At 60.0% G+C, this 25,671-nt stretch carries 27 protein-coding genes; 19 read left to right on the top strand and 8 right to left on the bottom strand.

Annotated elements, in window-relative coordinates:
* Nucleotides 1–55 precede the first annotated feature (55 nt).
* The 8 genes from OO25_RS02990 (at nucleotide 56) to OO25_RS02955 (ending at nucleotide 8,483) form a co-directional block, all read left to right on the top strand.
* Nucleotides 56–1,636: a hypothetical protein gene (locus OO25_RS02990; protein WP_040178400.1), complete on the top strand. Its 1,581-nt coding sequence runs from the start codon at nucleotides 56–58 to the stop codon at nucleotides 1,634–1,636.
* A gap of 119 nt (nucleotides 1,637–1,755) precedes the next feature.
* Nucleotides 1,756–2,658 (top strand): DMT family transporter, encoded by a 903-nt coding sequence (locus OO25_RS02985; protein ID WP_040178399.1) that lies wholly within the window; start codon nucleotides 1,756–1,758, stop codon nucleotides 2,656–2,658.
* Nucleotides 2,659–2,765: 107 nt separating this feature from the next.
* The gene (locus OO25_RS02980) at nucleotides 2,766–3,872 is read left to right on the top strand and encodes an outer membrane protein transport protein (protein WP_040168979.1); all 1,107 of its coding nucleotides are present in this window, start codon (nucleotides 2,766–2,768) and stop codon (nucleotides 3,870–3,872) included.
* Between the two features lie 198 nt (nucleotides 3,873–4,070).
* Entirely contained in the window at nucleotides 4,071–4,934 is an 864-nt protein-coding gene (locus OO25_RS02975) for a hypothetical protein (protein WP_040178398.1), read from the top strand.
* Nucleotides 4,935–5,042: 108 nt separating this feature from the next.
* The gene (gene metA, locus OO25_RS02970; RefSeq protein WP_014874573.1) at nucleotides 5,043–5,960 is read left to right on the top strand and encodes a homoserine O-succinyltransferase; all 918 of its coding nucleotides are present in this window, start codon (nucleotides 5,043–5,045) and stop codon (nucleotides 5,958–5,960) included.
* Nucleotides 5,911–6,942 (top strand): alpha/beta fold hydrolase, encoded by a 1,032-nt coding sequence (locus tag OO25_RS02965; protein ID WP_242406970.1) that lies wholly within the window; start codon nucleotides 5,911–5,913, stop codon nucleotides 6,940–6,942. The genes metA and OO25_RS02965 overlap by 50 nt, the downstream gene beginning before the upstream one ends.
* A 61-nt stretch (nucleotides 6,943–7,003) precedes the next feature.
* Nucleotides 7,004–7,873, top strand: a complete 870-nt coding sequence (gene ppk2, locus OO25_RS02960; protein WP_040168973.1) for a polyphosphate kinase 2 — start codon at nucleotides 7,004–7,006, stop codon at nucleotides 7,871–7,873.
* Complete coding sequence (locus OO25_RS02955) at nucleotides 7,866–8,483, top strand: TetR/AcrR family transcriptional regulator (protein WP_040168970.1); 618 nt, start codon at nucleotides 7,866–7,868, stop codon at nucleotides 8,481–8,483. The genes ppk2 and OO25_RS02955 overlap by 8 nt, the downstream gene beginning before the upstream one ends.
* 111 nt (nucleotides 8,484–8,594) lie before the next feature.
* On the opposite strand, the gene rpsI is transcribed toward OO25_RS02955, so the two are convergent.
* Entirely contained in the window at nucleotides 8,595–9,080 is a 486-nt protein-coding gene (rpsI, locus tag OO25_RS02950; RefSeq protein ID WP_040168968.1) for a 30S ribosomal protein S9, read from the bottom strand.
* Nucleotides 9,081–9,085: 5 nt separating this feature from the next.
* Complete coding sequence (gene rplM, locus OO25_RS02945; RefSeq protein ID WP_014874569.1) at nucleotides 9,086–9,544, bottom strand: 50S ribosomal protein L13; 459 nt, start codon at nucleotides 9,542–9,544, stop codon at nucleotides 9,086–9,088.
* A 297-nt stretch (nucleotides 9,545–9,841) separates the two neighbouring features.
* Here rplM and OO25_RS02940 point away from each other — a divergent pair, with 297 nt between their 5' ends.
* Nucleotides 9,842–10,366: a hypothetical protein gene (locus tag OO25_RS02940; protein ID WP_040178394.1), complete on the top strand. Its 525-nt coding sequence runs from the start codon at nucleotides 9,842–9,844 to the stop codon at nucleotides 10,364–10,366.
* 94 nt (nucleotides 10,367–10,460) lie between these two features.
* On the opposite strand, the gene OO25_RS02935 is transcribed toward OO25_RS02940, so the two are convergent.
* Nucleotides 10,461–11,876 (bottom strand): PLP-dependent aminotransferase family protein, encoded by a 1,416-nt coding sequence (locus tag OO25_RS02935; RefSeq protein WP_040178393.1) that lies wholly within the window; start codon nucleotides 11,874–11,876, stop codon nucleotides 10,461–10,463.
* 91 nt (nucleotides 11,877–11,967) lie between these two features.
* On the opposite strand from OO25_RS02935, the gene OO25_RS02930 reads away from it, so the two are divergent.
* The 5 genes from OO25_RS02930 to asd all read left to right on the top strand — a co-directional run bounded on the left by OO25_RS02930 (nucleotide 11,968) and on the right by asd (nucleotide 15,114).
* Nucleotides 11,968–12,201, top strand: coding sequence for a DUF1127 domain-containing protein (locus tag OO25_RS02930; protein WP_040178391.1), 234 nt, complete (start codon nucleotides 11,968–11,970; stop codon nucleotides 12,199–12,201).
* A gap of 212 nt (nucleotides 12,202–12,413) precedes the next feature.
* The gene (gene speD / locus OO25_RS02925; RefSeq protein ID WP_040178390.1) at nucleotides 12,414–12,935 is read left to right on the top strand and encodes an adenosylmethionine decarboxylase; all 522 of its coding nucleotides are present in this window, start codon (nucleotides 12,414–12,416) and stop codon (nucleotides 12,933–12,935) included.
* A complete protein-coding gene (gene speE / locus OO25_RS02920) occupies nucleotides 12,932–13,786 on the top strand; it encodes a polyamine aminopropyltransferase (protein ID WP_040178389.1) in 855 nt (284 codons plus the stop codon). The genes speD and speE overlap by 4 nt, the downstream gene beginning before the upstream one ends.
* Nucleotides 13,787–13,890: 104 nt before the next feature.
* Complete coding sequence (locus OO25_RS02915) at nucleotides 13,891–14,127, top strand: hypothetical protein (RefSeq protein ID WP_040168956.1); 237 nt, start codon at nucleotides 13,891–13,893, stop codon at nucleotides 14,125–14,127.
* Between the two features lie 96 nt (nucleotides 14,128–14,223).
* Entirely contained in the window at nucleotides 14,224–15,114 is an 891-nt protein-coding gene (gene asd, locus OO25_RS02910; protein ID WP_040178388.1) for an archaetidylserine decarboxylase, read from the top strand.
* 18 nt (nucleotides 15,115–15,132) lie between these two features.
* Here the strand turns inward: asd and OO25_RS02905 are convergent, their stop codons facing one another.
* On the bottom strand, nucleotides 15,133–15,555 hold the full coding sequence (locus OO25_RS02905) for a PaaI family thioesterase (RefSeq protein WP_040168952.1): 423 nt from the start codon (nucleotides 15,553–15,555) through the stop codon (nucleotides 15,133–15,135).
* A 128-nt stretch (nucleotides 15,556–15,683) separates the two neighbouring features.
* Here OO25_RS02905 and OO25_RS02900 point away from each other — a divergent pair, with 128 nt between their 5' ends.
* From OO25_RS02900 to gluQRS, 4 genes are all read left to right on the top strand, one after another.
* A complete protein-coding gene (locus OO25_RS02900) occupies nucleotides 15,684–16,472 on the top strand; it encodes an enoyl-CoA hydratase (RefSeq protein ID WP_040178387.1) in 789 nt (262 codons plus the stop codon).
* A 366-nt stretch (nucleotides 16,473–16,838) separates the two neighbouring features.
* Complete coding sequence (gene trmFO / locus OO25_RS02895) at nucleotides 16,839–18,182, top strand: methylenetetrahydrofolate--tRNA-(uracil(54)-C(5))-methyltransferase (FADH(2)-oxidizing) TrmFO (protein ID WP_040178386.1); 1,344 nt, start codon at nucleotides 16,839–16,841, stop codon at nucleotides 18,180–18,182.
* A 33-nt stretch (nucleotides 18,183–18,215) separates the two neighbouring features.
* Nucleotides 18,216–18,830, top strand: a complete 615-nt coding sequence (locus tag OO25_RS02890) for a class I SAM-dependent methyltransferase (RefSeq protein ID WP_040178384.1) — start codon at nucleotides 18,216–18,218, stop codon at nucleotides 18,828–18,830.
* A complete protein-coding gene (gluQRS, locus tag OO25_RS02885) occupies nucleotides 18,827–19,702 on the top strand; it encodes a tRNA glutamyl-Q(34) synthetase GluQRS (RefSeq protein ID WP_040178382.1) in 876 nt (291 codons plus the stop codon). The genes OO25_RS02890 and gluQRS overlap by 4 nt, the downstream gene beginning before the upstream one ends.
* A 56-nt stretch (nucleotides 19,703–19,758) precedes the next feature.
* On the opposite strand, the gene hisI is transcribed toward gluQRS, so the two are convergent.
* On the bottom strand, nucleotides 19,759–20,136 hold the full coding sequence (hisI, locus tag OO25_RS02880; protein WP_040168941.1) for a phosphoribosyl-AMP cyclohydrolase: 378 nt from the start codon (nucleotides 20,134–20,136) through the stop codon (nucleotides 19,759–19,761).
* A 59-nt stretch (nucleotides 20,137–20,195) separates the two neighbouring features.
* Here hisI and OO25_RS02875 point away from each other — a divergent pair, with 59 nt between their 5' ends.
* Nucleotides 20,196–20,648 carry an iron-sulfur cluster assembly scaffold protein gene (locus OO25_RS02875; protein ID WP_040178380.1) on the top strand — a complete coding sequence of 151 codons (453 nt, stop codon included), beginning with the start codon at nucleotides 20,196–20,198 and terminating at the stop codon, nucleotides 20,646–20,648.
* Nucleotides 20,649–20,956: 308 nt separating this feature from the next.
* Here the strand turns inward: OO25_RS02875 and OO25_RS23325 are convergent, their stop codons facing one another.
* From OO25_RS23325 to ligA, 3 genes are all read right to left on the bottom strand, one after another.
* Nucleotides 20,957–21,079: a hypothetical protein gene (locus OO25_RS23325; protein WP_024097384.1), complete on the bottom strand. Its 123-nt coding sequence runs from the start codon at nucleotides 21,077–21,079 to the stop codon at nucleotides 20,957–20,959.
* A gap of 191 nt (nucleotides 21,080–21,270) precedes the next feature.
* A complete protein-coding gene (recG, locus tag OO25_RS02870; RefSeq protein WP_040178379.1) occupies nucleotides 21,271–23,361 on the bottom strand; it encodes an ATP-dependent DNA helicase RecG in 2,091 nt (696 codons plus the stop codon).
* On the bottom strand, nucleotides 23,358–25,616 hold the full coding sequence (gene ligA, locus OO25_RS02865; protein WP_040178376.1) for an NAD-dependent DNA ligase LigA: 2,259 nt from the start codon (nucleotides 25,614–25,616) through the stop codon (nucleotides 23,358–23,360). Before ligA ends, recG begins: the two co-directional genes overlap by 4 nt.
* Nucleotides 25,617–25,671: the final 55 nt, after the last annotated feature.

Below are 25,671 nucleotides of genomic sequence, written 5' to 3'. Positions count from 1 at the left end.
TTGAACAATTCTCTCTGCGAGGTTTCGTAGAACCTTAATTGAGAGTATCTTCAGAATGATCATCTGCCATCCGCTCAAGCTTATTTTCATCAAGACAAAGAAAGTTGGCGGAACCTCATTTGAGATCGCACTGTCCAGTTATTGCGACGAAAACAGCATCATTACGCCGATCAGCCCAAAGGATGAAGAGATCCGGAAGGCATTGAGCTACCCGGGGCCTCAGAACCATCAAACCCAGACCTGGCCAGATGGAAATGAGGGCAAGCAGGCGTTCTTCAATCACATGACCGCCGGGCAGATCCGCGCCGCTGTTCCGCAGGAAATCTGGGAGAGTTACACCAAGATCACGATATGGCGTGATCCCTATGATGCGATTATCTCGCGCTACTACTGGGAGGGCATGGACAAACGCAACATTCCATTTGATCTGTTTGTCGAGAACTTCCGCAGCGTTTTGAGCGAGAACCGTCGTATCGCGCCGCTGGGTGGGCCGAACAGCCCCGACATCTTCCTGCGATACGAACATCTTGAGGAGGATATCAACGCGCTGGGTGTCGATGACCTCTGGGCGCGGTTCTCAAGCCTAAGCGCCAAGGCCGCACTTCGTCCCAAACGTGGCGCCGATCCGGCAACCCTCTTCGCCAAGCATCCCGATACAGCTGATCTGATTGCACAGGAAGCCGCATCCGAAATTGCCCGGTTCGGCTACACGCGCCCAAATCCAACGCCAGCCCCCGGCACAGCCGAGCATGCCCCCCCTCGTGCGTCCGGCGGCACCCCCTCAGTCAGCGCCCCGTCAGATAGCTCTCAGCCCGATTTCATCTTCACTCTCTCTGCAGGGCGCACCGGCACCGCCTGGCTCGCGCGATTTCTTGGCGATAACCTGAATATTCCGTCAGTGCATGAACCCCTTGGCCTTGATGCCTATGGCACCCGCCTGCCCAGTATCAGCCATATGAGGCACTTCAACACCTACGGCATGAACGGACCTCTCTGCGATTTTTGGGAGGGCAAGCTTAGTGAGCTTCAAGCGCCCTACGCTGAAAGCAATCACACCTTAGGAAAATGCGGACTCATTGAGGCCCTTATTGACCACGGTCTTGCGCCGCGCACCACCATCATCATCCTGCGTCGCAACCTTGCCAAACAGATCGCAAGCTATGTCGTGCGCAATGATTTCTTCAATATCACCATCCCTTGGCAATGGTACCTGCATCCCGATTATCACAACAAGATTGTGGATCCGGCTCCTCTGAAGCATTTGGGAGATGTCGGCAGCGCGATCTGGTATGCGTTGGAAATGGAGGCGCGATATGCCTACTATAAACATATCTATGGTGGTCAGCTCCAATTCATCGAGTCTACACTGGAAGACGCCGTTACCCCGGATGGAGCGGCGAAACTGCTTCGGGCGCTAGGACATAAAGGGCACCCAAAGCTGCCACCCAAGGCGAATGCATCACCGCAAAATGGCAATATAACGGATACACTTGTTGCTGAGGTGGAAACACTGCTTTCACGGGTGAATTTCGATGCCGAAGAGGCAGCCTTGGCCTTTATCCAGCGCGGGAACCGGCTCGATGTTCCAGCCCTGCCACGCCAGTGCGCGGCGGCCGGGAAGGTTGCTGCCGAATAGCTGTCACGGCATATCCTGGCATATCAGTGTCCCGGCACTGGACCGCGCGGCGAACATAGCTTGACCTAAGTTGAAAACTGACCCCTTCTGCCCGTTAGAATGGCGCATGAGGGGCAGTGATGGAATTGAACGACCGACCGATTGGGACGGCTGCGATCTGGATGATCGGGGCGATTATTTCCTTCTCCTCAATGGCGATTGCCGGACGGGAGGCGGGTTTGAGCCTCGACACGTTTGAGATCATGACCTACCGCAGTGCTGTCGGCCTGGTGATCGTCGTCGTGGTTCTGACCGCCACGGGCAGCTGGCCACAGGTGCGGCGCGACCGGCTGGGCCTGCACCTCATCCGCAACGCGGCCCATTTCACAGGGCAGAACCTCTGGTTTTTTGCTGTGACCCTGATCCCGCTGGCACAGGTCTTTGCGCTGGAATTCACCTCTCCACTCTGGGTGTTGATGCTGTCACCGCTGCTGCTGGGCGAAGCTTTGACAAAACCGCGCGTGCTGGCGGCGGCTCTTGGTTTTATCGGGATCCTGATCGTGGCGCGCCCAAGCCCAGAGACCCTGAACCTCGGCGTAGTTGCTGCGGCTAGTTCTGCTGTCTTCTTCGCGCTTACCATCATGTTTACCAAGCGACTGACCCGGCATGAGCCGATCAGCTCCATCCTGCTGTGGCTCACCCTGATGCAACTGGCAATGGGTCTGGCGATATCTGGCTGGGACGGGGTAATTGCAATACCAAATGCCGCAACGGCACTTTGGTTGCTGGTAATCGGCTGCGCCGGGTTGGCCGCGCATTTTTGCATGACCAAGGCGCTTGCTATTGCTCCGGCCACTGTTGTCGTGCCCATCGACTTCGCTCGCCTGCCCACCATCGCTGTGGCCGGAATGTTGATTTATGGTGAAGCGCTTAACCTGTGGATCCTGCTGGGCGCGGTGGTGATCTTCTGCGCCAACTACATCAATATTCTCGATGCGGCCGGACGCCTGCGTGCGCATTCAGAACACCGCAGATCTGCCTGATTTTCTTGCCGTTGATTGCCTTTGCGTCAACATTGACCGAAAAATTCCCCCTTGCTAGCGTTTTCCAATGTTAAAACCAGACGCTCAAGTCTGGACAGGGAGGAACAATGAAACGCTATCTTGCAACGTCAGCGGCGCTGGCGCTGGCTTCCGGCTCCGCTATGGCCAGCGGTCTTGACCGCACCGGTCAGCCGATTGGCATCATCTTCGAAGAAGGCTCCTATGCCGAATTTTCGATCGCCACCACCTCGGCTGACGTCTCGGGCAAAGACCTGACGACGCTCAACCCGTTCGGGTCTGCCTCCGGCGATGTTGGCGATCGCTTCAACATGTTTGGCGCTGGCTACAAACGGGACATCAATGAACAGCTGTCCTTTGCTGTGATCTTCGATCAGCCCTGGGGCGTTGACATTGCCTATCCCGTTGGAAACTCGCTGCTTCTGGGCGGCACCACCGCCGAGGCAAATTCGAACGCAGTAACCGCACTGCTGCGTTACCGGTTCAACGAGAACTTCAGCGTCCACGGCGGCATTCGCTACCAAGAAATCGACGGTGAGATCAATCTGGCCGGAGGAGCCTACGCTTCTATTCCCGGTGGCACTTATAATGTCCGTGTGAATAAGGATGGTGCGTTTGGCTGGGTTGCCGGTGTTGCGTATGAAATTCCAGAAATCGCCCTGCGCGCAGCTCTGACCTACAGCTCCGAGATCACTCATAATTTCACCACCAATGAGAACCTCACTCCCGGCGGTGCCGCCACTTCGGCTGAGACCAAGACACCTCAATCGGTAAATCTGGATTTCCAGACCGGCATTGCGGCGGATACATTACTGTTTGCGAATATTCGCTGGGCCGAGCATAGCGTGACAAACCTCATCCCAACGACCTTTGGCCGTGACCTGATCGATCTGGACGATTCCTTCACCTACACGATCGGCGTTGGGCGCAAATTCAATGAGAATTGGTCCGGATCGCTGGCGTTCATCTATGAAGATGCCGACGGTGACAACCGGGTCTCCCCGCTTGCACCAACCCAAGGCATGGAAGCCATTCGCCTGGGCGTCCAGTACCAGCAGGATAAGATGAAAATCTCCGCTGGCATCCGCTACACAAAGCTGGGTGATGCATTCGCCTCGCCAGGTGGCACCCCCGTTGCCTATTTCGAGGACAACGACGCCGTCAGCTTTGGCCTGAAAGTCGGCTACAGCTTCTGATCCTGCGTAAAACCTGCGTGCGCTACAGACCGCGCTGTAACAAAGACAGGGCCAGGACCAGCTTTGCCCCCGCACCCATGGTGCGGGGGTTTTTCGTGTCACGACTACATCTGATCAGGTCACCTTCGGCCGCTGCTGATTGACCCACGCGACATTGGTCAGTAGCAAGGCAAGGAACCAACAGGGACCGGATTTCAAATGCTCTATTCGTCTGCCGAAGAGTGGCGTAAGGCGCCGCATAAGCGGGTTTTGTTCTTTGGCATGTCCGGTCTGGGCAAGACCTATGTCAGCAATATCCTGCGCGGTGCGGGCAGCTGGTTTCACTATTCCATCGATTACCGCATCGGCACCCGCTACATGGGCGAATATATCGCCGACAATGCCAAGGCCGAGGCGATGAAAGTGCCGTTCCTGCGCGATCTGCTGTTGTCGGACTCGATCTACATCGGCTCCAACATCAGCTTTGAAAACCTGACACCGGTCGCGTCCTACCTGGGCAAACCCGGTGATCCGGCCAAGGGCGGGCTGGCAATGCAGGAATACACACGCCGTCAGGACCAGTTCCGCACGGCTGAGCTGAACGCGCTGCGTGATACCGGCTATTTCATCGACCGGGCTGCGCGGCTTTATGATTATCCGAACTTCATCTGCGACACTGGCGGCAGCATCTGCGAATGGGTCGACGCAAGCGACCCCAACGACCCGCTGCTGACGGCGCTGTCGCGGCAGACGCTGATGGTCTGGATCAAGGGCGACGAAGCCCATACCCAAGAGCTGATCCGCCGGTTCGACCGCGCGCCGAAACCCATGGCTTATGAACCGGCCTTCCTTGCCCGCGTCTGGCAAGAGTATCTAAAGGAAAACACCCTATCAGAGGCCGATGTGGATCCTGATAGTTTCATTCGCTGGACCTATGCGCAGGCGCTGGCCCATCGCCAGCCGCGCTATGCCGCTATGGCTGAGAACTGGGGCGTCACGGTGACAGCCGATCAGATATCAGGCATCCGCACCGAGGCTGATTTCACAGACGTGATCGCGGGCGCTCTTGAGGCGCGCGGCTAGGCCTTCTACATCACGAGGGGCCAGAGACAGGCCCCTCGCCGGAGATCATCTCCGGATCAGAACGATCCCGACCGCTATGGGCGGGGCAAACATACCAAAGGACACGATATGCCGATCAAGATCCCTTCAGACCTCCCTGCCTATGACGTTCTCACGAACGAAGGCGTGATGGTCATGTCGCCGGATCAGGCGGCCCGTCAGGACATTCGCCCGCTGCGCATCGGCCTGTTGAACCTGATGCCGAAGAAGATCCAGACCGAGAACCAGTTCGCCCGGCTGATCGGCGCGACGCCCTTGCAGATCGACCTGTCGCTGATCCGCATGACAGAGCATCAGACCCGCAACACTGCCGCTGAACATATGGCCGAATTCTACCGTCCCTTTCAGGAGATCAAGGACCAGCGCTTTGACGGGTTGATCATCACTGGCGCGCCGATTGAGCATCTGGAGTTCGAGGACGTCACCTATTGGGACGAGCTGTGCGAGGTCTTTGACTGGACCCAGACCAATGTGCATTCCACCTTTGGTGTCTGCTGGGGCGGCATGGCGATGATCAACTACTTTCACGGGGTGAAAAAACACCTCCTCGATCACAAGGTCTTTGGCTGTTTCCGGCATCAAAACCTTGATCCTGCCTCGCCCTATCTGCGGGGGTTTTCGGATGATTGCGTCATTCCGGTGTCGCGCTGGACCGAAATCCGCCAGTCCGAAATTGACGCGCGCCCCGGCCTGCGCAGCCTTCTGGGCAGTCAGGATGCGGGTCCCTGCCTGATTGAGGATCCGAGCCACCGGGCGCTCTATATCTTCAACCACTTTGAATACGACAGTGATACGCTGAAGCAGGAATACGACCGCGACGTGGCCAGCGGGACGCCTATCAACGTGCCGATGAACTACTACCCGGATGATGATCCCAGCCGCAAACCGCAAAACAGATGGCGCAGCCATGCGCATCTTCTTTATGGCAACTGGATCAATGATATCTACCAATCCACCCCCTTCGACATGGCTGAGATTGGTCGTTAAGGGCATGGTGACCGCCGGGCTGGTTCTGGCGCTTGGCGTTGGCGTGACGCTGTGGCGCGCGAATGCGCGCGAGGCGGAAGCGATGTCGGCTTACCCACCGCAGGGCACATTTGTGACCGTCGAGGGGCAGCAGGTGCACCTGCTGGATCTGGGACAGCCTGCCGCCCTGCCAGCAGGCGAACGCGCGCCGGATCTGGTGTTGATCCACGGCGCCAGCGGCCATATCCGCGATATGACCTTCCGCCTCGCACCAGCCCTCAGCGACCGCTACCGGGTGATCATCGTCGACCGGCCCGGATTGGGCTACAGTGACCGCACCCGCGGCGCGCAAGCCTCCCTGAGCAGGCAAGCCGCCCTGATCCGTGGTGCGGTGGCTGACCTGGGGGCAGAGCGTCCCATCGTCTTGGGGCAAAGCTATGGCGGCGGGGTTGCGCTGGCTTGGGCGCTAGATGATCCCGACAGTCTCTCTGCGCTGGTCACCGTGGGTGCGGTCTCGCACCCCTGGCCGACGCCGCTCAGCACCTTCTACAAGGTCACCTCCTCACCCTTGGGTCAGCGGCTGGCGGTCCCCCTGCTGACCGCCTATGTGCCGGAGACCACCATTCGCGACACGCTGACTGAGGTCTTCGCCCCGCAACCCGTTCCGGCGGGGTATTTTGAGCATTTCGGCCCCGGCCTGACCCTGCGCCGCTCTGCCTTGCGGGCCAATGCGCGCCAGCGCGCTGACCTTCTGGCCGAAATCAAATTGATGGCGCCCCGATACAATGCCCTTCGCCTGCCCATTGAGGCGGTCCATGGCAGCGCGGATACCACCGTCGGGCTGGATCTGCACGCGCGCCAGCTGGAACGCGATGTGCCCACGCTCACTCTCACGGTGCTGGACGGGATCGGCCATATGCCGCATCAGGTCGCCACCAATGCGGTTGTGGCAGCGGTAGACCGGGCAGCAGCGCGGGCCGCACCGACAGAGAATTTGCGTTAAAACGATTCACATTTCTCTGCAAAGCCCCATATAAGGGACAGAAGACAGAAGGAATTTTCGAATGCCCCTGCCCTTTGACGGTGCCATCAGCGCGTTTTACCAGACCGAAGCCCCGGACGAGATCCGCGCCGCCCTCAAAAGCTCGGACAAGGACGATGTTCTGGATCCCGGCTTTCCCTATGACACACGGATGAGCCGCAAGCGCTATGACAAAGAGATGAAGCGCCTGCAGATCGAACTGGTAAAAATGCAGTCCTGGGTGCGCGCAACCGGTGCACGGATTGCCATCATTTTCGAAGGCCGCGATGCGGCTGGCAAAGGCGGCACCATCAAGAGGTTCCGGGAAAACCTGAACCCACGCGGTGCCCGCATCGTGGCCCTGTCGAAACCCAGCGAACGCGAACAGACGCAGTGGTATTTCCAGCGCTATATCACCCATCTGCCTGCGGCCGGTGAAATCGTTTTCTTTGATCGCAGCTGGTACAATCGAGGCGTGGTGGAGCCGGTCTTTGGCTTTTGCACCGACGGCCAACGCGAACGGTTCTTTGATCAGGTCAACGGGTTTGAGGAGGCACTGGTTGAGGATGGCATTCAGGTCTTCAAGATCTGGCTCAACGTCGGGCGCGCGGAACAGCTGCGCCGGTTCCTGTCGCGCGAAACCGATCCTTTGAAACAATGGAAGTTGAGCCCGATTGACGTAAAGGGGCTGAGCCTCTGGCAGGAATACTCCACCGCGATTGCAGACACGCTGACGCGCAGCCATTCGGACCACGCGCCCTGGACCATCGTCCGCTCGGATGACAAACGCCGCGCGCGGCTGGCCGCCATCCGCCGGGTGCTGCATGCGGTTGATTATGCCAACAAGGACGCCAAGGCGCTTGGTGATCTGGATGGTACGATCTGTGGCGGACCGGAACTTTGGGATGCCTAAACGCGGATATCACCACGGCAACCTGCGTCAGGCGCTGGTCGAAGCCGCATTGCACCTGATCGAGGCGAAGGGTCCAACCGGGTTTACGCTATCAGAGGCGGCCAAGAAGGCAGGCGTCACCCCGGCTGCGGTCTACCGTCATTTCGACGGGCGAGAGGATCTGATTGCCGAGGCAGGCCGACAGGGCTACGTCATGTTTGCCGATCTGATGCAGCACGCCTATGACAAATATCAGCCCTCTGCCCTGGCCGCGTTTGAGGCCACAGGCCGGGCCTATCTCGCCTTTGCGCGCAAACATCCAGGCCATTACATCGCCATGTTTGAAAGCGGCATTTCCGTGAACCGCACCCCGGAGCTGGCCGAGGCCGCCAACCGCGCGCGTGCCATTCTGGAGCGGGCCGCAGCGGATCTGAGCCAGCACATCCCGGCCGAAAAACGCCCGCCCGCCTCGATGTTCTCCGCTCATATCTTGGCGATGAGCCATGGGGTGGTTGAGCTTTATGCGCGCAACTCACCCGGTGCCGCCTCACCCTTCCCGCCTGAGGATCTGCTGGAAAGCGGCATTGGCATCTATCTGCGCGGGCTAGGTCTGATTGAACCGGATAGCTGAGACTGACGGCCGGTGGCATCTGCCCCGACTGACGTAGCCTCTAAACAGTCCAGACAACGAAAAAGGCCGCAGATTTCTCTGCGGCCTTTTCCAATCCATGTGATCCAGCGATTAACGCTTGGAGAACTGGAACGAACGACGCGCTTTGCGACGACCGAATTTCTTACGCTCAACGACACGGCTGTCGCGGGTCAGGAAGCCAGCAGCTTTCAACGCGCCACGCAGGGACGGGTTGTAGAGTTGCAGCGCCTTGGAGATGCCGTGCTTGACCGCGCCGGCCTGACCGGAGAGGCCACCGCCCTTGACGGTTGCGTAGACGTCGAATTCGCCTTCGACACCGGCAACTTGGAACGGCTGGCGCAGGATCATCTGCAGCACAGGGCGTGCAAAATATGCGTTCAGCTCTTTACCGTTGACGGAGACCTTGCCGGAACCCGGCTTGATCCAGACGCGGGCAACCGCATCTTTCCGCTTGCCGGTGGCATAGGCGCGGCCCAGCTCGTCACGAACGGGTTCGCGCGAAATGGTTTCTTCGGCTACGGTTTCTACGCCTGCAACGGCGCCGAGCTCTTCGAGAGTGTTGATCTGATCAGCCATCGGTCTCAGCTCCGGGTGTTTTTCTTGTTCATGGATTTAACATCCAGAACCTCGGGGGACTGGGCTTCATGCGGGTGCTCGGCACTTGCATAGATGCGCAGGTTGGTCATCTGCTGGCGCGACAGGCGGTTGCCGGGCAGCATGCGCTTCACAGCCTGGTAGACCACGCGCTCAGGGTGCGCGCCTTCCAGAATTTGCTGTTTGGTGCGGGATTTGATGCCACCGGGGTGACCGGTGTGCCAGTAGAAGTGCTCTTCGCGCTTCTTGCCGGTCATCTGGATTTTGTCAGCGTTGATCACGATGACGTTGTCGCCCATATCCATGTGAGGAGTGAAGGACGGCTTGTGCTTACCACGCAGGCGCATGGCGACGATCGAGGCAAGACGGCCCAGCACCACGCCTTCGGCGTCGATGATGATCCACTTCTTCTCGATGTCTGCCGGAGTAGCAGAGAAGGTTTTCATATCAGGTCAATCCTGTTTGACGTGAAGGGCACACCAAAGCGGCACGCCCGAATTCGATGGACGGGGTTTACGGCAGCCCAATGCGCAGGTCAACACCCGTAAATCAGATTTAATTGTTCAAAAACATACACTTAAAAAATAGGTATAATAATACCCCAAATTTTGACACCGACCGACGCGCTGCTGCACCGATCAAAAACCGCAACTGCCGACGCGGAGCAGGCTAACACGCCTTTTCAGCCGTTACCCCACACGTTAAAGCTGCATCGGAAAGACGAATTATAGGATGTCACTAACATGTTTCGAAAACTTGCTCTGGCTGGCGCCCTGCCGCTGGCCCTTGGTGCCTGCATGCAAAACGCCGAAGTTACCGCTCCCCCGGTAACGGTGGCGCTCAAGAATCAAAGTGCGACAGCGCCGCGCATTCAGGGCTACAAAGAACTGACCTTCCGCACCCATGTCGTGCTGGACAAGGAGAAGATGAAGGCGACGGGCGGTCAACCCAGCAGCGCCAATATGCGCGAGGTTGTTGGCGCCAGGTGCACAGTCGAAAGCACCGAATTCAAGGCAACATTCATCACCCCGGCAAAAGTCAACGTTCCGGTGCTCAAACGTCGTCCGACACCGGCTTATGTGCAATGCAACGCAGGCGAACAGTCCGGCCGGACCATGCTCAAGCCTGAGCTGAACGGCACGGTGGTGGGCGGCGCCTCGGCTGCAGGTCTTCTGGCTGCTGCCATTACCGCAGGCATCGCTGCTGGTCGCGACAACTGGTCGTTCATCGGCAACCATGCCTCGGGCGTGTCGATCCTGGTCGAATAACCGACCCGGTCGATCATCCTATAATATATAAAGGGGCCTGACTGTTCAGGCCCCTTTCTCCTTCGCCGGACAGCCCTCCCTGAACTGGTCAACATCACACGCTGATTTGCTCTGGCGGGTTGTCCAAGAGGGCGCGCAGGCGCAACATGGCGTCTTCGAACTGCTTCGGCGTGACATGGCCGTTCACCGCGATCCGCACCGCATTAGGGGCGCGGCCATCGCGCAGGGCAAACTCATCGGCCGACCGGATCTGAACGCCCTCGGCCTCCGCCGCGCGGGTAAAGGCGGCGGCGCGCCAGCCCGAGGGCAGTTTTAGCCACAGAAACGGCACGCTCTGCGACCAGATCAGATCAAACCCACCCAGAGTGTTGACCGCGATCCGTATGTAATTGTCCATTTCGCGACGCACATCGGCGACCAGCTTTCTGGTGCGCGGATCAGACAGCAGAATACGCGTCAGCTCAGCAACCGGCTGCGCAATTCCGAAGTAGCTGTATTCCGCCATCCGTCGCAGATCCCGGCCACGCCCCTTGGGGGCCAGCGCAAACCCAACCCGCAGCGACGGTGTCAGAGTTTTGGAAATCGACGAAACATGCCAAGAGAGATCCGGCGCCAGCGCGCGATAGCTTGGCGCGCGGGCTTCGCCCATGCGATAACAGTCATCCTCAATGATCTGCACCTCATGGCGGCGCAGCACTTCAAGGATCTGCTGGCGGCGTTCCAGCGGCGTATAAAGCCCGGTTGGATTATGCACCTCGGGACTGGTGCAGAGCACCATGGCGCCGGTTTTGCGGATCGCAAGCTCCAGAGAGTCGGGCAGAATGCCATGCTCATCCATCGCAACGCCGACAACCCGCGCGCGCACCAGTTCCGCCGCGCGCCGGAACCCAGCATAGGAGAGATCTTCCACCAGCACGGTCGGTTGCGGCCCCTTCAGAATAGCCTGCATCACCGTCAGGATGCCGTTCTGTCCACCATGGGTCAGCACCACGTCACGCTCATCCAGCGGGCCCAGCGGATCCTGCGACAGCCAGTCGACCACAGCCTCACGCAGGGGGCGGTAGGCATCTCTCGTTGGGTAATTCAGGAGCTGTAACGGGTCCCCTTGCGAAATCTTGACCAGCGCCTCCCGGATCGCCGCCACCTGCCCCACATCCACCAACCGGGGGCTAAACAGGCTGACATGACCCGGATCTTTGACTTCCTTCAGGTAGAGCTGCCGCGACCAGACATCGTCCTGAACCTTGGTTTCCGGTTCCGCCACAAAGGTGCCGCGCCCCACCTCAGCCTGCAGTAGCCCCGCATCCGTCAGCAGAGAATAGGCCCGCGCCACAGTGCCCGGGGTGATCTTCAGCTGGTAAGCAAGCTCCCGCACCGGCGGCAACTTTGTACCGATACAAAGGGTGCCATCCTCAACCGCGTTTCGGATTGTATCGGCGACCCGCTGATATTTGGGACCGGATCGGCCAGAAAGATCAGTTGGCAACTCATTCGGCCAAATTGTACCCATTACAATCCTTCCTTGGACATGATGCCCCACAAATTGTACCCAAGCATTGTGATATTAACACAGGATTGTATCAATACAATAGGAAAATGCCATGACACAGAACGCAACTCCCCCTTCGACGGATATGCTCTATCTCTCCAGCCGCCCCGCCCTGCCGGTGCTGGCGGAGGTTGCAGTCTCCTTTGCGGTTCTGGTCACCAAATGGACAGTGCGCCAACGCACCCGCCAGGCATTGCGCCAATTGCCTCCGGAACTGCTCAAAGATGTTGGGCTGACCCGTGAAGAGGCACGCCATCAAGGGACTCTTCCGTTCTGGCGCCCATGATCCCCGGGCAACGGAACCACCTGACGGCCGGGGCTTGCCCCGGCCTTTTTTATGGGCAGACCGCATCCATTTTAGAAAAAACCTCTTGATCGAATCCCGCACCCACCATAGATGCCGCTTCACTTTCGGTACCGATCCCAACCCCGGACTCTTATCCGGGGGGGCGCTAAGGGCCGGCTGGATTGTCATCTACTGGAACGAAGGGGAGTGTCATGACGGACGCCAACCTCTTCCAACTGGGGATCGGTCTGGAGACAGGCGCCCAAGAGGAAGATACCGCCCGCAGTGCAACCACTGCGATCGTAAACTCACTTGTGGATTCGGATCGCGAAGACCATTTCATCCGTCGGGATGGAAAGGTGTTTGCCGGAACCCATCTTATTATCGAGGTCATGAACGGCAGCGGTCTGGATTGCGAAACCCGCATTCAGAACGCATTCCGTAAATGCGTGGACGTCTGCGGCGCCACGCTGCTGCATATCCACACGCATAAATTCTCGCCGCAGGGCGTGTCCGGTGTCGCGGTGCTGGCCGAGAGCCATATCTCCGTCCATACTTGGCCCGAGATCGGCTATGGCGCCTTTGACGTCTTCATGTGTGGCGATGCCGAACCATGGAAAGCGGTTGATGTGCTGAAAGAGGCCTTTGACACGCCCACCGTTGAGGTGCGTGAACTGCTGCGCGGTGAGGAATTCCTCGCCAAGGGCATTCCTTCGAAGGAGGTGGCAGCATGAGCGATCAGACCTGGATCACCGAACGCCTGCACGCGCATTACGCGCAATCGCTGCGCGTTGATGAGATGCTCTATGACAGCAACACCGAGCATCAGCGCCTAAAGGTGTTTCAGAACGGCCAGTTCGGCCGCATCCTGACGCTGGACGACGTGGTGCAGACCACCGAAGGCGACAACTTCATCTACCATGAGATGCTGACCCATGTGCCGATCCTGGCGCATGGAAATGCAAAGCGCGTGTTGATCATCGGCGGCGGCGACGGCGGCATGGCCCGCGAGGCGCTGCGCCACACCTCGGTCGAGCATGTGACCATGGTGGAGATTGATGCAGGCGTGGTGGATTTCTCGAAAGAGTATCTGCCGATGCTGAGCGACGGCGCCTTTGACGACCCGCGGCTCAATCTGGTGATCAATGACGGTGCGCTCTTCATGAAAGAGAACACCGAACAGTTCGACGTCATCATCGTCGATTCCACCGATCCGATTGGCCCCGGTGAAGTGCTGTTCACCGACACCTTCTATGGCCACGCGGCCCGGTCGCTGTCTGAGGATGGCATCATCGTCACGCAGAACGGCGTGCCCTTCATGCAGGGCGATGAGCTGACCGGCACCCTGCGCGCGTTCAAGGCGCTGTTTGCCGATGCCTCCTGCTATCTGGCGACCGTGCCCACTTATGCTGGCGGACCGATGGCCTTTGGCTGGGGCAGCCATTCGGACAAGGCCCGCAATGTGCGGCTTGATGATCTGGAAGCGCGCTTCGCCGCGGCTGGGATCGAGACCGGGTACTACAACCCCGAGGTTCACAAGGCCGCCTTTGCCTTGCCGAACTACGTCAGAAAACTGTTCCCCTAACGGGACAGGCATTTGGGGGCTTCGGCCCCCTTTTTCTTTTGCGCTGACTTTGCGCTTGCAGCCCGCGCTCTGCGCAGCTGACGCTGCTCTGCAGGGAGAGACATATGGCTCATATCAACAAGGTTATCAAATCGATCAACTTGGACGGCGAGTTGATCTGCACCGATATTTTTCAGCGACCTGACGGGAGTTATGGCTTCGACGAGTTCCGCCGCGATCCCGAGGATGGACGTGGTTGGTACAGCATTGGCCACTACGGCGAACAGGTGTTTACAGATGCCGAAGCCGCGATTGCCGCTGCAAAGACGCAAATCCACTGGTTACAGGATAAGATCGATTGAAGGACACGGCCCGGTAGCGAGGGTCGTTAAACCCTTGGCCCGGGCCGCGCTTCTTGCTAGGCGCGACGGGAGCGAAACAAAATCTGGCAGGCCCCCATGCAGCGCGACCCGATCCTAGTTGTTGACCGCGACACCGGCGAAACCTTTGAGGAGGTGATGCTTGGGGAAAAATGGATCCGCTGGGCCTATCAGAACGCCAGCGCAAAACCGGTGGAAAAACTGCTGTTCCGCTCCGCCCTGATCAGTCGGTTGATGGGCGCGTGGTTCGACTCGCGGTTCTCCAGAGGCAAGATCAGCGCCGTGATCGAGGATCTATCCATAGACATGAGCGAAGCTACGGAACCAACTGAAAGCTATGCAACTTTCAACGACTTCTTCGCCCGAAACCTGAGGCCTGAGGCGCGGCCTTTTGATCCTTCCCCCAGCGTGATTGCCAGCCCCGCAGACGGCCGCGTGCTGGTGTTTCCTGAACTGGCCGAGGATGTCTTTGTCCCCGTGAAGGGGTATCCGATGTCCATTCGCACCATGCTGCCCGGCATCGCGGATCGCTTCATCGGTGGCGCGCTGGCCATCGTGCGGCTGTGTCCTGCGGATTATCACCGCTATCACTTCCCCGCCTCCGGTCAGATCAGCGCCGCAAAGGATCTGCCCGGCGCGCTCCATTCGGTGAATCCGATTGCACTGGGAGCCGGGCCGGATGTCTTTGGCGAGAACAAACGCAGCTGGACCCTGATCGACACAGACACCATTGGCAGCTACGCCTTTGTTGAGGTGGGCGCCTTTGGCGTCGGCTCCATCATCAACACTCGCACCTCTGGCGCTGTCGAGAAGATGGACGAAAAAGGCTACTTCAAATTTGGCGGCTCCACTGTCGTGGTGGTGTTCGAACCGGGCCGCGTGCAGTTCAGCGACGATCTGGTCGCCAACAGTGCCAAGGGCCGTGAGACACTGGCGAAAGTCGGCCAGCCGCTGGCCACGGCTATCTGACGTCTAGCGCCCAAGTGCCTATCGTTCTGGCGGGATCGCATAGGTCATGGTGGAGCGCGCAACCGGTCGCGGATCCCCTTCCGAAAACAAGAGCACATCGCCCACCGCAAGCTGGCGACCCAGTTTCAACAGCTTGCCCTCGGCCACCAAAGGCGTGCCGCCGACCGGCTTGCGCATGAAATCGAAGGAGGCGTTGGTGGTCACCGCCAGCGCCTTGCGCCCCAGTCGCGACAGAACCAGCGCATAAACCGTGACATCGGCCAGCCCGAACATCGACGGGCCAGAGATCGTCCCGCCGGGGCGCAGGTGGCGTTCATCCACCAGAAGCCGCATGGTGATGCCGTCCTCATCCAATCTGTCGATGACAAAATCATTGGCCACCTCTGCAAATACCTCCTGCAGATACGCCCCCAGCCCTGCGGCATCAAACGCCAATCCCATTATGTGCTCTCTCCCTCATAGTCCCGGTTCCCTGCGAGTGGATGTCGCATGGGGCTGCGGCGCAATACCGGTTCCCCCCTCTGCGCAACATGGTCTAACGTTGGCCTCAATCCGGGGAGGGACACAAGATGACAATTTTGGAACGTCACGACAGCAACGGCATCGCCACGCTTCATCTGAACGCGCCGGAGCGGCTGAATGCGCTCTCTGATGCGATGCTGGCGGCCTTGCAGACAGAAATCGACCGCCTGCGTCACGACAGTGAAACCCGCGTGGTGATCCTGGCCGGACGAGGCAAAGCCTTCTGTGCAGGCCATGATCTGCGTGAAATGACCGCGGGACGTCAGGCAGAAGATGGCGGGCAGGCCTATTTTGCGGACCTCTTTGACCGCTGCACCAAGGTCATGCTGGGCCTGCAACAGATCCCCCAGCCGGTAATCGCGCAGGTGCACGGCATCGCCACCGCAGCGGGCTGCCAGCTGGTTGCCTCCTGCGATATGGCTGTCGCTGCGGAGGGCACGCGGTTCGGTGTCAATGGCGTCAATATCGGCCTGTTCTGCTCCACGCCTATGGTGGCGCTCACCCGAAATATCTCGCGAAAACACGCGTTTGAGATGCTGACCACGGGCGAATTCATCAGCGCCGCGCGCGCAGAGGAGTTGGGCCTGATCAACCGTATCGCCGTGCCTGAAGATCTGGCAGAGGTCACGCAGGCTCTGGCCCGAACCGTTGCCGACAAGCTCGGCGCCGCCGTCAAGATCGGCAAACGCGCGTTTTATGACCAGCTCCAACTGCCCACCGCCGAGGCCTATGCCCATACCGGCGCGGTCATGGTTGAAAACCTGATGCTGGGCGACACCATCGAAGGCATTGATGCCTTTCTGGAAAAGCGCGACCCGAACTGGAAAAATCGCTGATCCGCTTAAAAAATCTAAAAGACGTCGAAAATTTTAGTCTTTGTTTACGATTGGCGATTTATTGTTTCCATGTCGGGTCTTTCAAACAAGGCAAGATCATGGCAAAGATTGGGCAGGGCTTGTGAGACACGGTCACAAACCCCGGCACAATTAGGGTCGCTGATGCGGACCGTCCCTCCACCGGGTCTCTCCCCCGGCCAGACAGTTCCCCAGCGACCCCAATACCCCTCCCGCTTAGACCAATCGACATTGCCACTGATGGCGTTGGGCTAGCAAAGACCCCAAAACGCCAGTTTTTCGCACCGATCAGCACAAGCCGCACCGCGCAATATTGCGTGACGGCCCCAGCTGCCCTATGTGGCGGGCATGACAAAAACATTGCATATCGTGGGCGGCGGCATGGCCGGCTCAGAGGCCGCATGGCAGGCCGCACATATGGGCGTAGACGTGGTGCTGCATGAAATGCGCCCCAAGGTGGAGACCTTTGCCCATCAAACCGGCAATCTGGGTGAGATGGTCTGCTCCAACTCCTTCCGTTCGGATGATGATGAGCAGAACGCCGTCGGCCTGCTGCATTGGGAAATGCGCGCGGCAAACGGTCTGATCATGTCCACCGCCGAGCAGCATCGCCTGCCCGCAGGGGGCGCATTGGCCGTGGACCGTGAACCCTTTGCCGAAACCGTGACGGCCCGGCTGAAAGCGCTGCCGAATGTCTCCGTTTCCTACGAGGAAATCACTGAGCTGCCCACGGACGGCGACTGGATCTTTGCCACCGGCCCGCTGACCTCCGCCAGCCTGGGACAGGCCATTCAGCAGGAAACCGGCGCCGAGGCGCTGGCCTTCTTCGATGCCATTGCGCCGATCATCTACGCCGACAGCATCGACATGTCGAAGGCCTGGATGCAGTCGCGCTATGACAAAGGCGAGACCGAAGAAGAGCGCACCGCCTATCTCAACTGCCCGATGGACAAGGACCAGTATGAGGCCTTCATCGACGCGCTTCTGGCCGCCGACAAGACCGAGTTCCACGACGGCGAGACCGCCGGTTATTTTGACGGCTGCCTGCCGATCGAGGTGATGGCTGAACGTGGCCGTGAAACCCTGCGCCACGGCCCGATGAAGCCCGTCGGCCTGACCAATCCGCATCAGCCAGAGATCAAGGCTCATGCGGTGGTCCAGCTGCGTCGCGACAATGCGCTGGGGACCCTGTTCAACATCGTCGGTTTCCAGACCAAGATGAAATACGGCGCCCAGACGGAGGTTCTGCGGATGATCCCGGGGCTGGAGAACGCCAGCTTTGCCCGGCTCGGCGGCATTCACCGCAACACTTTCCTCAACTCGCCCACGCTTCTGGACAATCAGATGCGGCTGAAATCGAAACCCCATTTGCGCTTTGCCGGGCAGATCACCGGGGTTGAGGGCTATGTCGAAAGTGCCGCGATGGGTCTGCTTGCGGGCCGGATGGCTGCAGCGGAAATTCTGGGCAAAACCCTACCCGAAGTGCCGCAGGACAGCGCCATGGGTGCCCTGATCCACCACATCACCGGCGGCGCCGAGGCGAAGACCTTCCAGCCGATGAATGTCAACTTCGGACTGTTCCGCCCGGTGGAGGGGCTAAAAGGGGGCCGCCGCGGCCGCAAAGACCGCTACAAGGCCTACACCGACCGGGCAAAGGCCGCTTGGCAGGAATGGCTGGCAAACTTTTCCTAGACGCCTCATGCGGGCAGCGCCTAAACTGCCCGCATGAGCAAAAAGTTTCTCGACAAAGCCTATGACCTTGAAACACCGGAAGCGACCCTGACCCACTACGACCGATGGGCCGCCTCCTATGACGCCGAGATCGCCGAAAACGGCTATGCCACCCCCGGTCGCATTGCAGAGGCATTGGCAAGCGTTCATCCCAGTATATCCGAACCGGTTCTGGATTTTGGCTGTGGCACCGGACTTTCCGGCCTGGCGCTGCGACGCGCGGGATTTCAGACCATCGACGGTATGGAACCCTCTGGCGAAATGTTGGAACAGGCGCGTGCCAAAGGCGCCTATCGGCACCTGACGCAGATAGAAGTGACCGACACCCAACCAATCACCAAAGGCGCCTATCTCCTGATCACCGGTTGCGGCGTATTGGGAACCGGGGCCGCCCCACCAGCGGTATTTGATATGATTATGCACGCATTGCCACGGGGCGGGTTGTTTGTGTTCTCCTACAACGATCACGCGCTGGCGGATCCCGCCTACACGGGCAAGCTCAATGAATGGCTGGACTGTTCCGCTGCGCGGCTGCTATCTCGGGAGCATGGCGATCACCTCCCCGGTATCGACCTTAAGTCCACCGTCTACGTAATTGAGAAATCTTGACATTCACCACCCGCTTTGCGCCCTCGCCAACCGGTCCGCTGCATCTTGGCCACGCCTATTCCGCCCTTCTGGCACAGGACATGGCCGCCGCGAATGACGGCGTCTTTCTACTTCGGATCGAAGATATCGATACGGCCCGGTCTCGCCCACACTGGGAACAGCAGATCTACGAAGATCTGGCCTGGCTGGGGATGGGCTGGCCGCAGCCGGTGATGCGGCAATCACAGCGGCTGCCCCGTTACCGGGCCGCGCTTGATCAGCTCAGCACCATGGGGCTCACCTATCCCTGCCGCTGCAATCGCCGCGATATTGAGGCCGCCGCAGGTGCACCCCAGGAAGGTGTGCCGCAATTTGGCCCCGACGGACGCATCTACCCCGGCACCTGCCGGAACCGCGCGATGGCGGACGCTGGCGCCGAGGATGTGATCCGCCTCAATATGGAAAGCGCCGTGCGCGCTGCCCGGCTGCGGTTCTTCACGGAGACCGGTGAGACATATGGCGGCCAATATCCGCTTGATCCTGAGCGACTGATCACAACCGTCGGGGACATTATCCTTGTGCGCCGCGGCATGGGCAGCGCCTATCACCTCTCGGTGGTGGTAGATGATGCAGACCAGCATATCACCCATGTGGTGCGCGGCGCTGATCTGTTTGAGGCAACGCAGATCCACGTGCTGCTGCAAGCGCTGCTCGGCTTGCCCACGCCACTCTACCACCATCATACTCTGATCCGCGATGACAGCGGCAAACGGCTCGCCAAACGCGACGATGCCCGCGCCATTGCCAAATACCGTGCCGAAGGCGCAACCCCGCAGGATATACGCGCCCTGGTTGGCCTCATTGAGGCCAGCCCAGCCCCATCGTCTGGCTAAAAATATCCCCACCGGAGGCGCGGCCCCTCAGGGCCGTCTCCAGCGGGCAGCACGCCTTAGACCATTGGCTGCATCAACTCCACCTCTTCGCCATCGCGAATGGCGGTGTAGAAACAGCTGCGCCGGTTGGTGTGGCAGGCCGCCCCGGTCTGACGCACCACCGCCAACAGGCAATCGCGGTCGCAATCCACCCGCAGATCAACCAGCTCCTGCACATGGCCGGAGCTTTCCCCTTTGATCCAGAACGCCTGACGGGATCGTGACCAATAGGTGACCCGGCGGCTCTCCAGCGTTTTCATCACCGCATCAGCATTCATCCAGGCCATCATCAGGACCTCGCCGCTGTCTTCCTCCTGTGCAATGCAGGGGATCAGACCGGCCTCATTATACTTTAGGCTAAGAGGATCAAACGACATGGCAAAAACCTTTTGCATCTGGGAACTGGCCCCCTATGTATTGGGAACAGCGCATAAGGGAAAGCCCGAGGTACCCCATGTCCGGCGAGACTGATCTGATAAAACTCTACTCCGCACGGATCCTGGCGCTGGCCGCCGATATTCCGCATCTGGACCGGCTCGACGCCCCGGATGTGACGGTGAAAAAACGCTCCCCCCTCTGTGGCTCGACCGTGACGGTGGATCTTCAGATCAAGGAGGGCGCCATCGCCGCCTTTGGACAGGATGTGAAAGCCTGCGCGCTGGGTCAGGCCTCCGCCGCAGTTGTGGGTGAGGTCATCCTTGGCCGCACCCTGCCTGAGGTCGCGCAGGCCCGCCAGCAGCTGAAGGCGATGCTGACCGAGGACGGGCCAGTCCCGGATGCACCTTTTGACGGGTTTGAGGTGCTGATCCCGGCGCGGGAGTTCAAGAACCGCCACGCCTCGATCCTGCTGGCGCTGGATGCCACCTTTGAGGCGATGCAGACCCATCAGGAACAGACCTGCGCCTAAGCGGTCTGCGCTCAAGCCTGACCACTGGCCTGCAAGTGCAAACGCGGCGTAGCGCCGACGGCCCTGACATCCGCGCGTAGCTGTCGTCGGATCCATATTCCACGAACCACACGAAAAAACCGCCGCACACCCGAACGGGTGGCGGCGGCAGTATGCTCTCTCATGCGGGACCCGAACGGGACCTGTTGACCTGAGGCAGGTCGGCCAGACCGGCAGGCAAACCGGGCAGGCTTGGGACAGGCGGCCCCGTCCGGCATAAAGAGTGCGATCAGGAAATCTAAAACCTCACAGCTGGCCGGTCGGTCGCATCACAGCAGGCCGGGCAGGTGCAAACCCGCCACCAGCATCACAACCAGCGCTGCCGCGCCGATGGCGTCCTGCAGCAGTGTCGATTGGGCATTCTGAACAGTCGTCTTGATTTGGGTCATCATGGTACGTCCTCCTGTCTGTCTTGCTATCGCTCTCTGGCGTCTTGTTGCCTATTTGTTCTCATATTCAGCAGAACCTGTAAAGAACTTTATGAGAACATTTGCGAACACGAAAGAACATGGAACAGGAACAGCGACAGAAACGCCGACAACGGATGCCGCGTTTTCTGTACTCCCTCGACGCTGAGACGAGATTAACCCACAGAAATCAAACGAATTGCTTGGTCCTGCTTCATCAGCCACAGAAGAACCCGCGCCGCCTGCCCTCGTGGGCTGGACAGATCAGGATCAGAGGCCAGCAAGGCCCGTGCATCACTTTGCGCCACTGCCATCAGGCCAGCCTGCCGATCCAGATCGGCGATACGGAATCGCGGCAAACCCGATTGCGCGGTGCCGATGACATCCCCCGCACCCCGCATCTCCAGATCGGTCTCGGCAATGCGAAAGCCATCCTCGGTTTCGCGCAGGATCTCCAGACGTTTCTGTCCGCCCTTGCTGAGCGGCGCTTGGTACAGCAGAAGGCAGGTCGAGGCCGCCTCCCCTCGCCCGACACGTCCACGCAGCTGGTGCAGCTGCGCCAGGCCAAAGATCTCTGCCCGCTCAATCACCATGATCGAGGCATTGGGCACGTTGACGCCCACCTCAATCACCGTGGTCGCCACCAGTACCTTGGTCTCCCCGGCTTGAAACGCCGCCATCGCCGCGTCTTTCTCTGCGGGTGGCATCTGCCCGTGGACCAGCCCAACCACATCGTCCCCCAACACGGCGCGCAGTTGCTTGAACCGCTCTTCGGCGGCAGTGAGGTCCATCACTTCGGATTCTTCGACCAGAGGGCAGACCCAATAGCATTGCCGCCCTTCGTCGATGGCCCGGCGCAGGTGGCTGACCACCTCCTGCATGCGCTCCGTGCTGATGACGGCGGTTTTCACCGGCTTGCGCCCGGGTGGTTTTTCATCCAGCACCGACACATCCATGTCGCCGTACTGCGTCAGCGCCAACGACCGCGGGATCGGCGTTGCGGTCATCACCAGAACATCGGCACCCTTGCCCTTTTCCGCCAGTTCCATGCGCTGGCGCACACCAAACCGGTGCTGTTCATCGACAATCGCCAGACGCAGATCCCGGAACGCCACATCCGCCTGAAACACCGCATGGGTGCCCACCAGAATCTGGATATCCCCCCGCGCCAGCGCCGCGCATTTCGCAGCCCGTTCCCGGCCTTTGTCACGGCCGGTCAGAATCTCCAGCACCACGCCAGCAGTTTCCGCAAGCGGGCGCAGCGCCTCCAGATGCTGACGGGCCAAAATCTCGGTTGGCGCCATCATCACGCCCTGCCCGCCCGCTTCAACTGCGACAAGCAAGGCCATGAAAGCAACCAGAGTTTTCCCGGCGCCGACATCGCCCTGCAGCAGGCGGTTCATGCGCGCATCCCGCGCCATGTCGGCGGTGATTTCATCAATGGCGCGGGCCTGCGCGCTGGTCGGACGATACGGTAAGGCCGCCAGCACCCGCGATTGCAAACTGCCATTGGCCAGACTGCTGCGCCCAGGCAGTCCACGATCCCGCAGCCGCGCCAGCGCCAACGTCAACTGATGGGCAAACAGCTCATCATAGGCCAGCCGTGTCCGCCCCGGCGATTCTGCCGCCAGCGCATCCATACCATCCGGCGTATGGGCGGCAATCAGCGCCTCCTGCCAGGTCGGCCACTCCTCCTGTCGGATCTGCGAGGGATCCGCCCATTCCTGAAGATCCGGCAGCCGAGACAGCGCGCTTTGCGCTGCCTTGAACATCGTCTTTTGCGAGACCCCATGGGTCAGATGATAGACTGGCTCAAACTCCGGGATATCACCCGCCTCTGCCACCGGCACCATGTGATCGGGATGCACCATCTGTGCCATCCCATCAAACAGCTCCAGCTTGCCCGACACCACCCGGCGCGCGCCCTCCGGCAGCTGCGCCTCCAGATAGCGGCTGCGCCCATGGAAAAACACCAGCTGGAACTCTTCCTCCGCATCGCTCACATGGATGCGGTAGGCGCCGCCCTTGTTGCGCGCAGGCCGATGGGCACCGATGGTGACCTCCACCGTGGCAACCGTCGGGTAATCAAGCCCGCGAATACTGTCGCGACGGCGGCGATCCACAATCGAATAAGGCAGCGAATACAACAGGTCACGCGGCGTCTCTATATCGATCTGCGCGAAATGTTGCGCCGTCTTCGGGCCGATCCCCTGTAGCGTTTCCAAGCCGGCAAACAGCGGAAACAGGATCTCTGGTCTGCCGCTCATACGCCTGCAATCAGCTCCAGCCAGCCGTCCTCATCCAGGATTCGCACCCCCAAATCGCGGGCTTTCTGCTCCTTGGACCCGGCACCGGGGCCTGCGACCAGAATATCGGTTTTCTTTGATACCGAGCCCGCCACTTTGGCACCCAGACCTTCAGCGCGGGCCTTGGCCTCTGCGCGGGTCATCTTCTCCAATGTGCCGGTGAACACCACTGTCAGCCCGGTGACGGGACTGTCATTCTGGGGCGCCTCTGGCGGAATGATGTCCAGATGGCCGCGCAGCGCATCAAAAGCCGCCCGCTCTTCCGTATTGGCAAAGGCATCGGACAGCGACAGCCCAAGCGTGGCGCCAATTCCGTCAATTCCTGTCAGGTCGTCCCATGCCGCGCGAGCCTCGGACGGCACGTTCAGCGCGGCGATGGCGCGGTCGCGTGCTTCCTTGATCCGGGCGCGGCGGCCCTCCTGCGCGGCCGCGATCCGTTCACGGTCCTCCGCCTCATCCGCCGCCCGCTGCGCCAGGGCGGCTGGACGCGCTATATCCACCGCCGCAGCCATCGCGTCCCAGTCACCATAATGCAGTGCCAGATCGCGCGCGCCGACCTCGCCCACATGACGGATCCCAAGGCCAAAGATCAGCCGTGCCAGCTCGATCCTGCGCTTTTCCTCAATCGCGGCAAAGAGATTCGCGGCCGAGGTCTCACCCCAGCCATCGCGGTTTTTCAACTTGGCGAGCGTCTTTGCATCCCGCGCCTGAAGGGTAAAGATATCGGCAGGCGTTTTGATCGCCAGCACCTCGTCACCGTAGAAGGCTTCGATCTGCTTCGCCCCCAGCCCGTCGATATCAAACGCCTTGCGGGAGACGAAATGCTTCAGCTTTTCAACCGCTTGCGCCGGGCAGATCAGACCACCAGTGCATCGGCGCACCGCGTCTCCCTCCTCGCGGACCGCATCACTTCCGCATTCAGGGCACACCGCAGGGAAGGCAAAAGGCACCGCCTCCTCGGGGCGTTTGGAGAGGTCCACATCGGCAATCTTGGGGATCACATCGCCTGCGCGATAGACCTGCACCCAATCGCCGATCCGGATATCCTTGCCGTTACGGATCTCGTCGCCCTTCGAATCCAACCCGGCGATATAGTCCTCATTGTGCAGGGTCGCATTAGAGACCACAACGCCACCCACGGTGACCGGCTGCAATCGGGCCACCGGGCTAAGCGCGCCGGTCCGTCCCACCTGAATGTCGATGCCGTCCAGTCGCGTCCACGCCAGTTCCGCCGGGAATTTATGCGCGATGGCCCATCGCGGCGTGGTTGAGCGAAAGCCGAGACGCGCCTGCAACGCCAGCGCATCCACCTTGTAGACCACACCGTCAATATCATAACCCAGCGTCGCGCGCTGTGCCTCAATCAGGCGATATTGCGCGATCAGCGCGTGCGTTGTGGTGCAGTGTTTGGTCAGCGGGTTGGTCTGAAAGCCCATCTCCCGTAACCGCGCGAGCGCCTCAAACTGCGTTTCTGCCAAAGGTTCCGACAGCTCCCCCCAGCTGTAGGCAAAGAACCGAAGGGGCCGCGACCGGGTGATCTCCGCATTCAGCTGGCGCAACGATCCCGCCGCCGCATTGCGCGGATTGGCAAATGTCTTGCCCCCCTGCGCAGCGTGGCGATCGTTCAGTGCCGCGAAATCCTCGTGGCTCATATAGACTTCGCCGCGCACCTCCAGCACCGCCGGCGCGGCACCGATCTCTTGCGGGATATCGGCAATTGTGCGGGCGTTTTCGGTAACATTTTCCCCCACTGCGCCATCCCCGCGGGTGGCGGCATGGATCAGTTTGCCGTTCTCATAGCGCAGCGACAGCGACAACCCGTCGATTTTCGGCTCCGCCGTATAAGCAAGTGGATCCGAGGCGCCGAGGCCTAAGTATTTGCGCAACCCTTTGTCGAAATCGCGCACATCCTCATCGTCAAACGCGTTGCCCAGTGACATCATCCGCTGCGCATGGGTGATCTTGCCAAAGCCGGAGGCCACCGGCGCACCAACCGTCTCCAGCGCGGTTGCGCCGTCTGCCAGTTCCGGAAATTGCTCGGCAAGTGCGCGATATTCACGTTTCTTGGCATCATAGTCGGCGTCGCTGATCTCTGGATCATCCGCCTGATGATAGGCAAGATCCGCCGCGCGCAGCTCGTCCTGCAATGCCAGAAATCGGCTGCGCGCCGCGTCGCTGGTCAAATCCTTAAGATCGTTCTTGCCTGACTGGGTCACGGTTCTCGCCTCGCTCTGTCTAAGCTAGGTGATAGGACGGTGACGCCATCGCGTC

Source organism: Phaeobacter sp. S60, assembly GCF_000826845.1.
In the GTDB taxonomy this organism is placed as follows: Bacteria; Pseudomonadota; Alphaproteobacteria; order Rhodobacterales; family Rhodobacteraceae; genus Phaeobacter; species Phaeobacter piscinae.
This window is presented reverse-complemented; position numbering and strand designations above follow the sequence as displayed.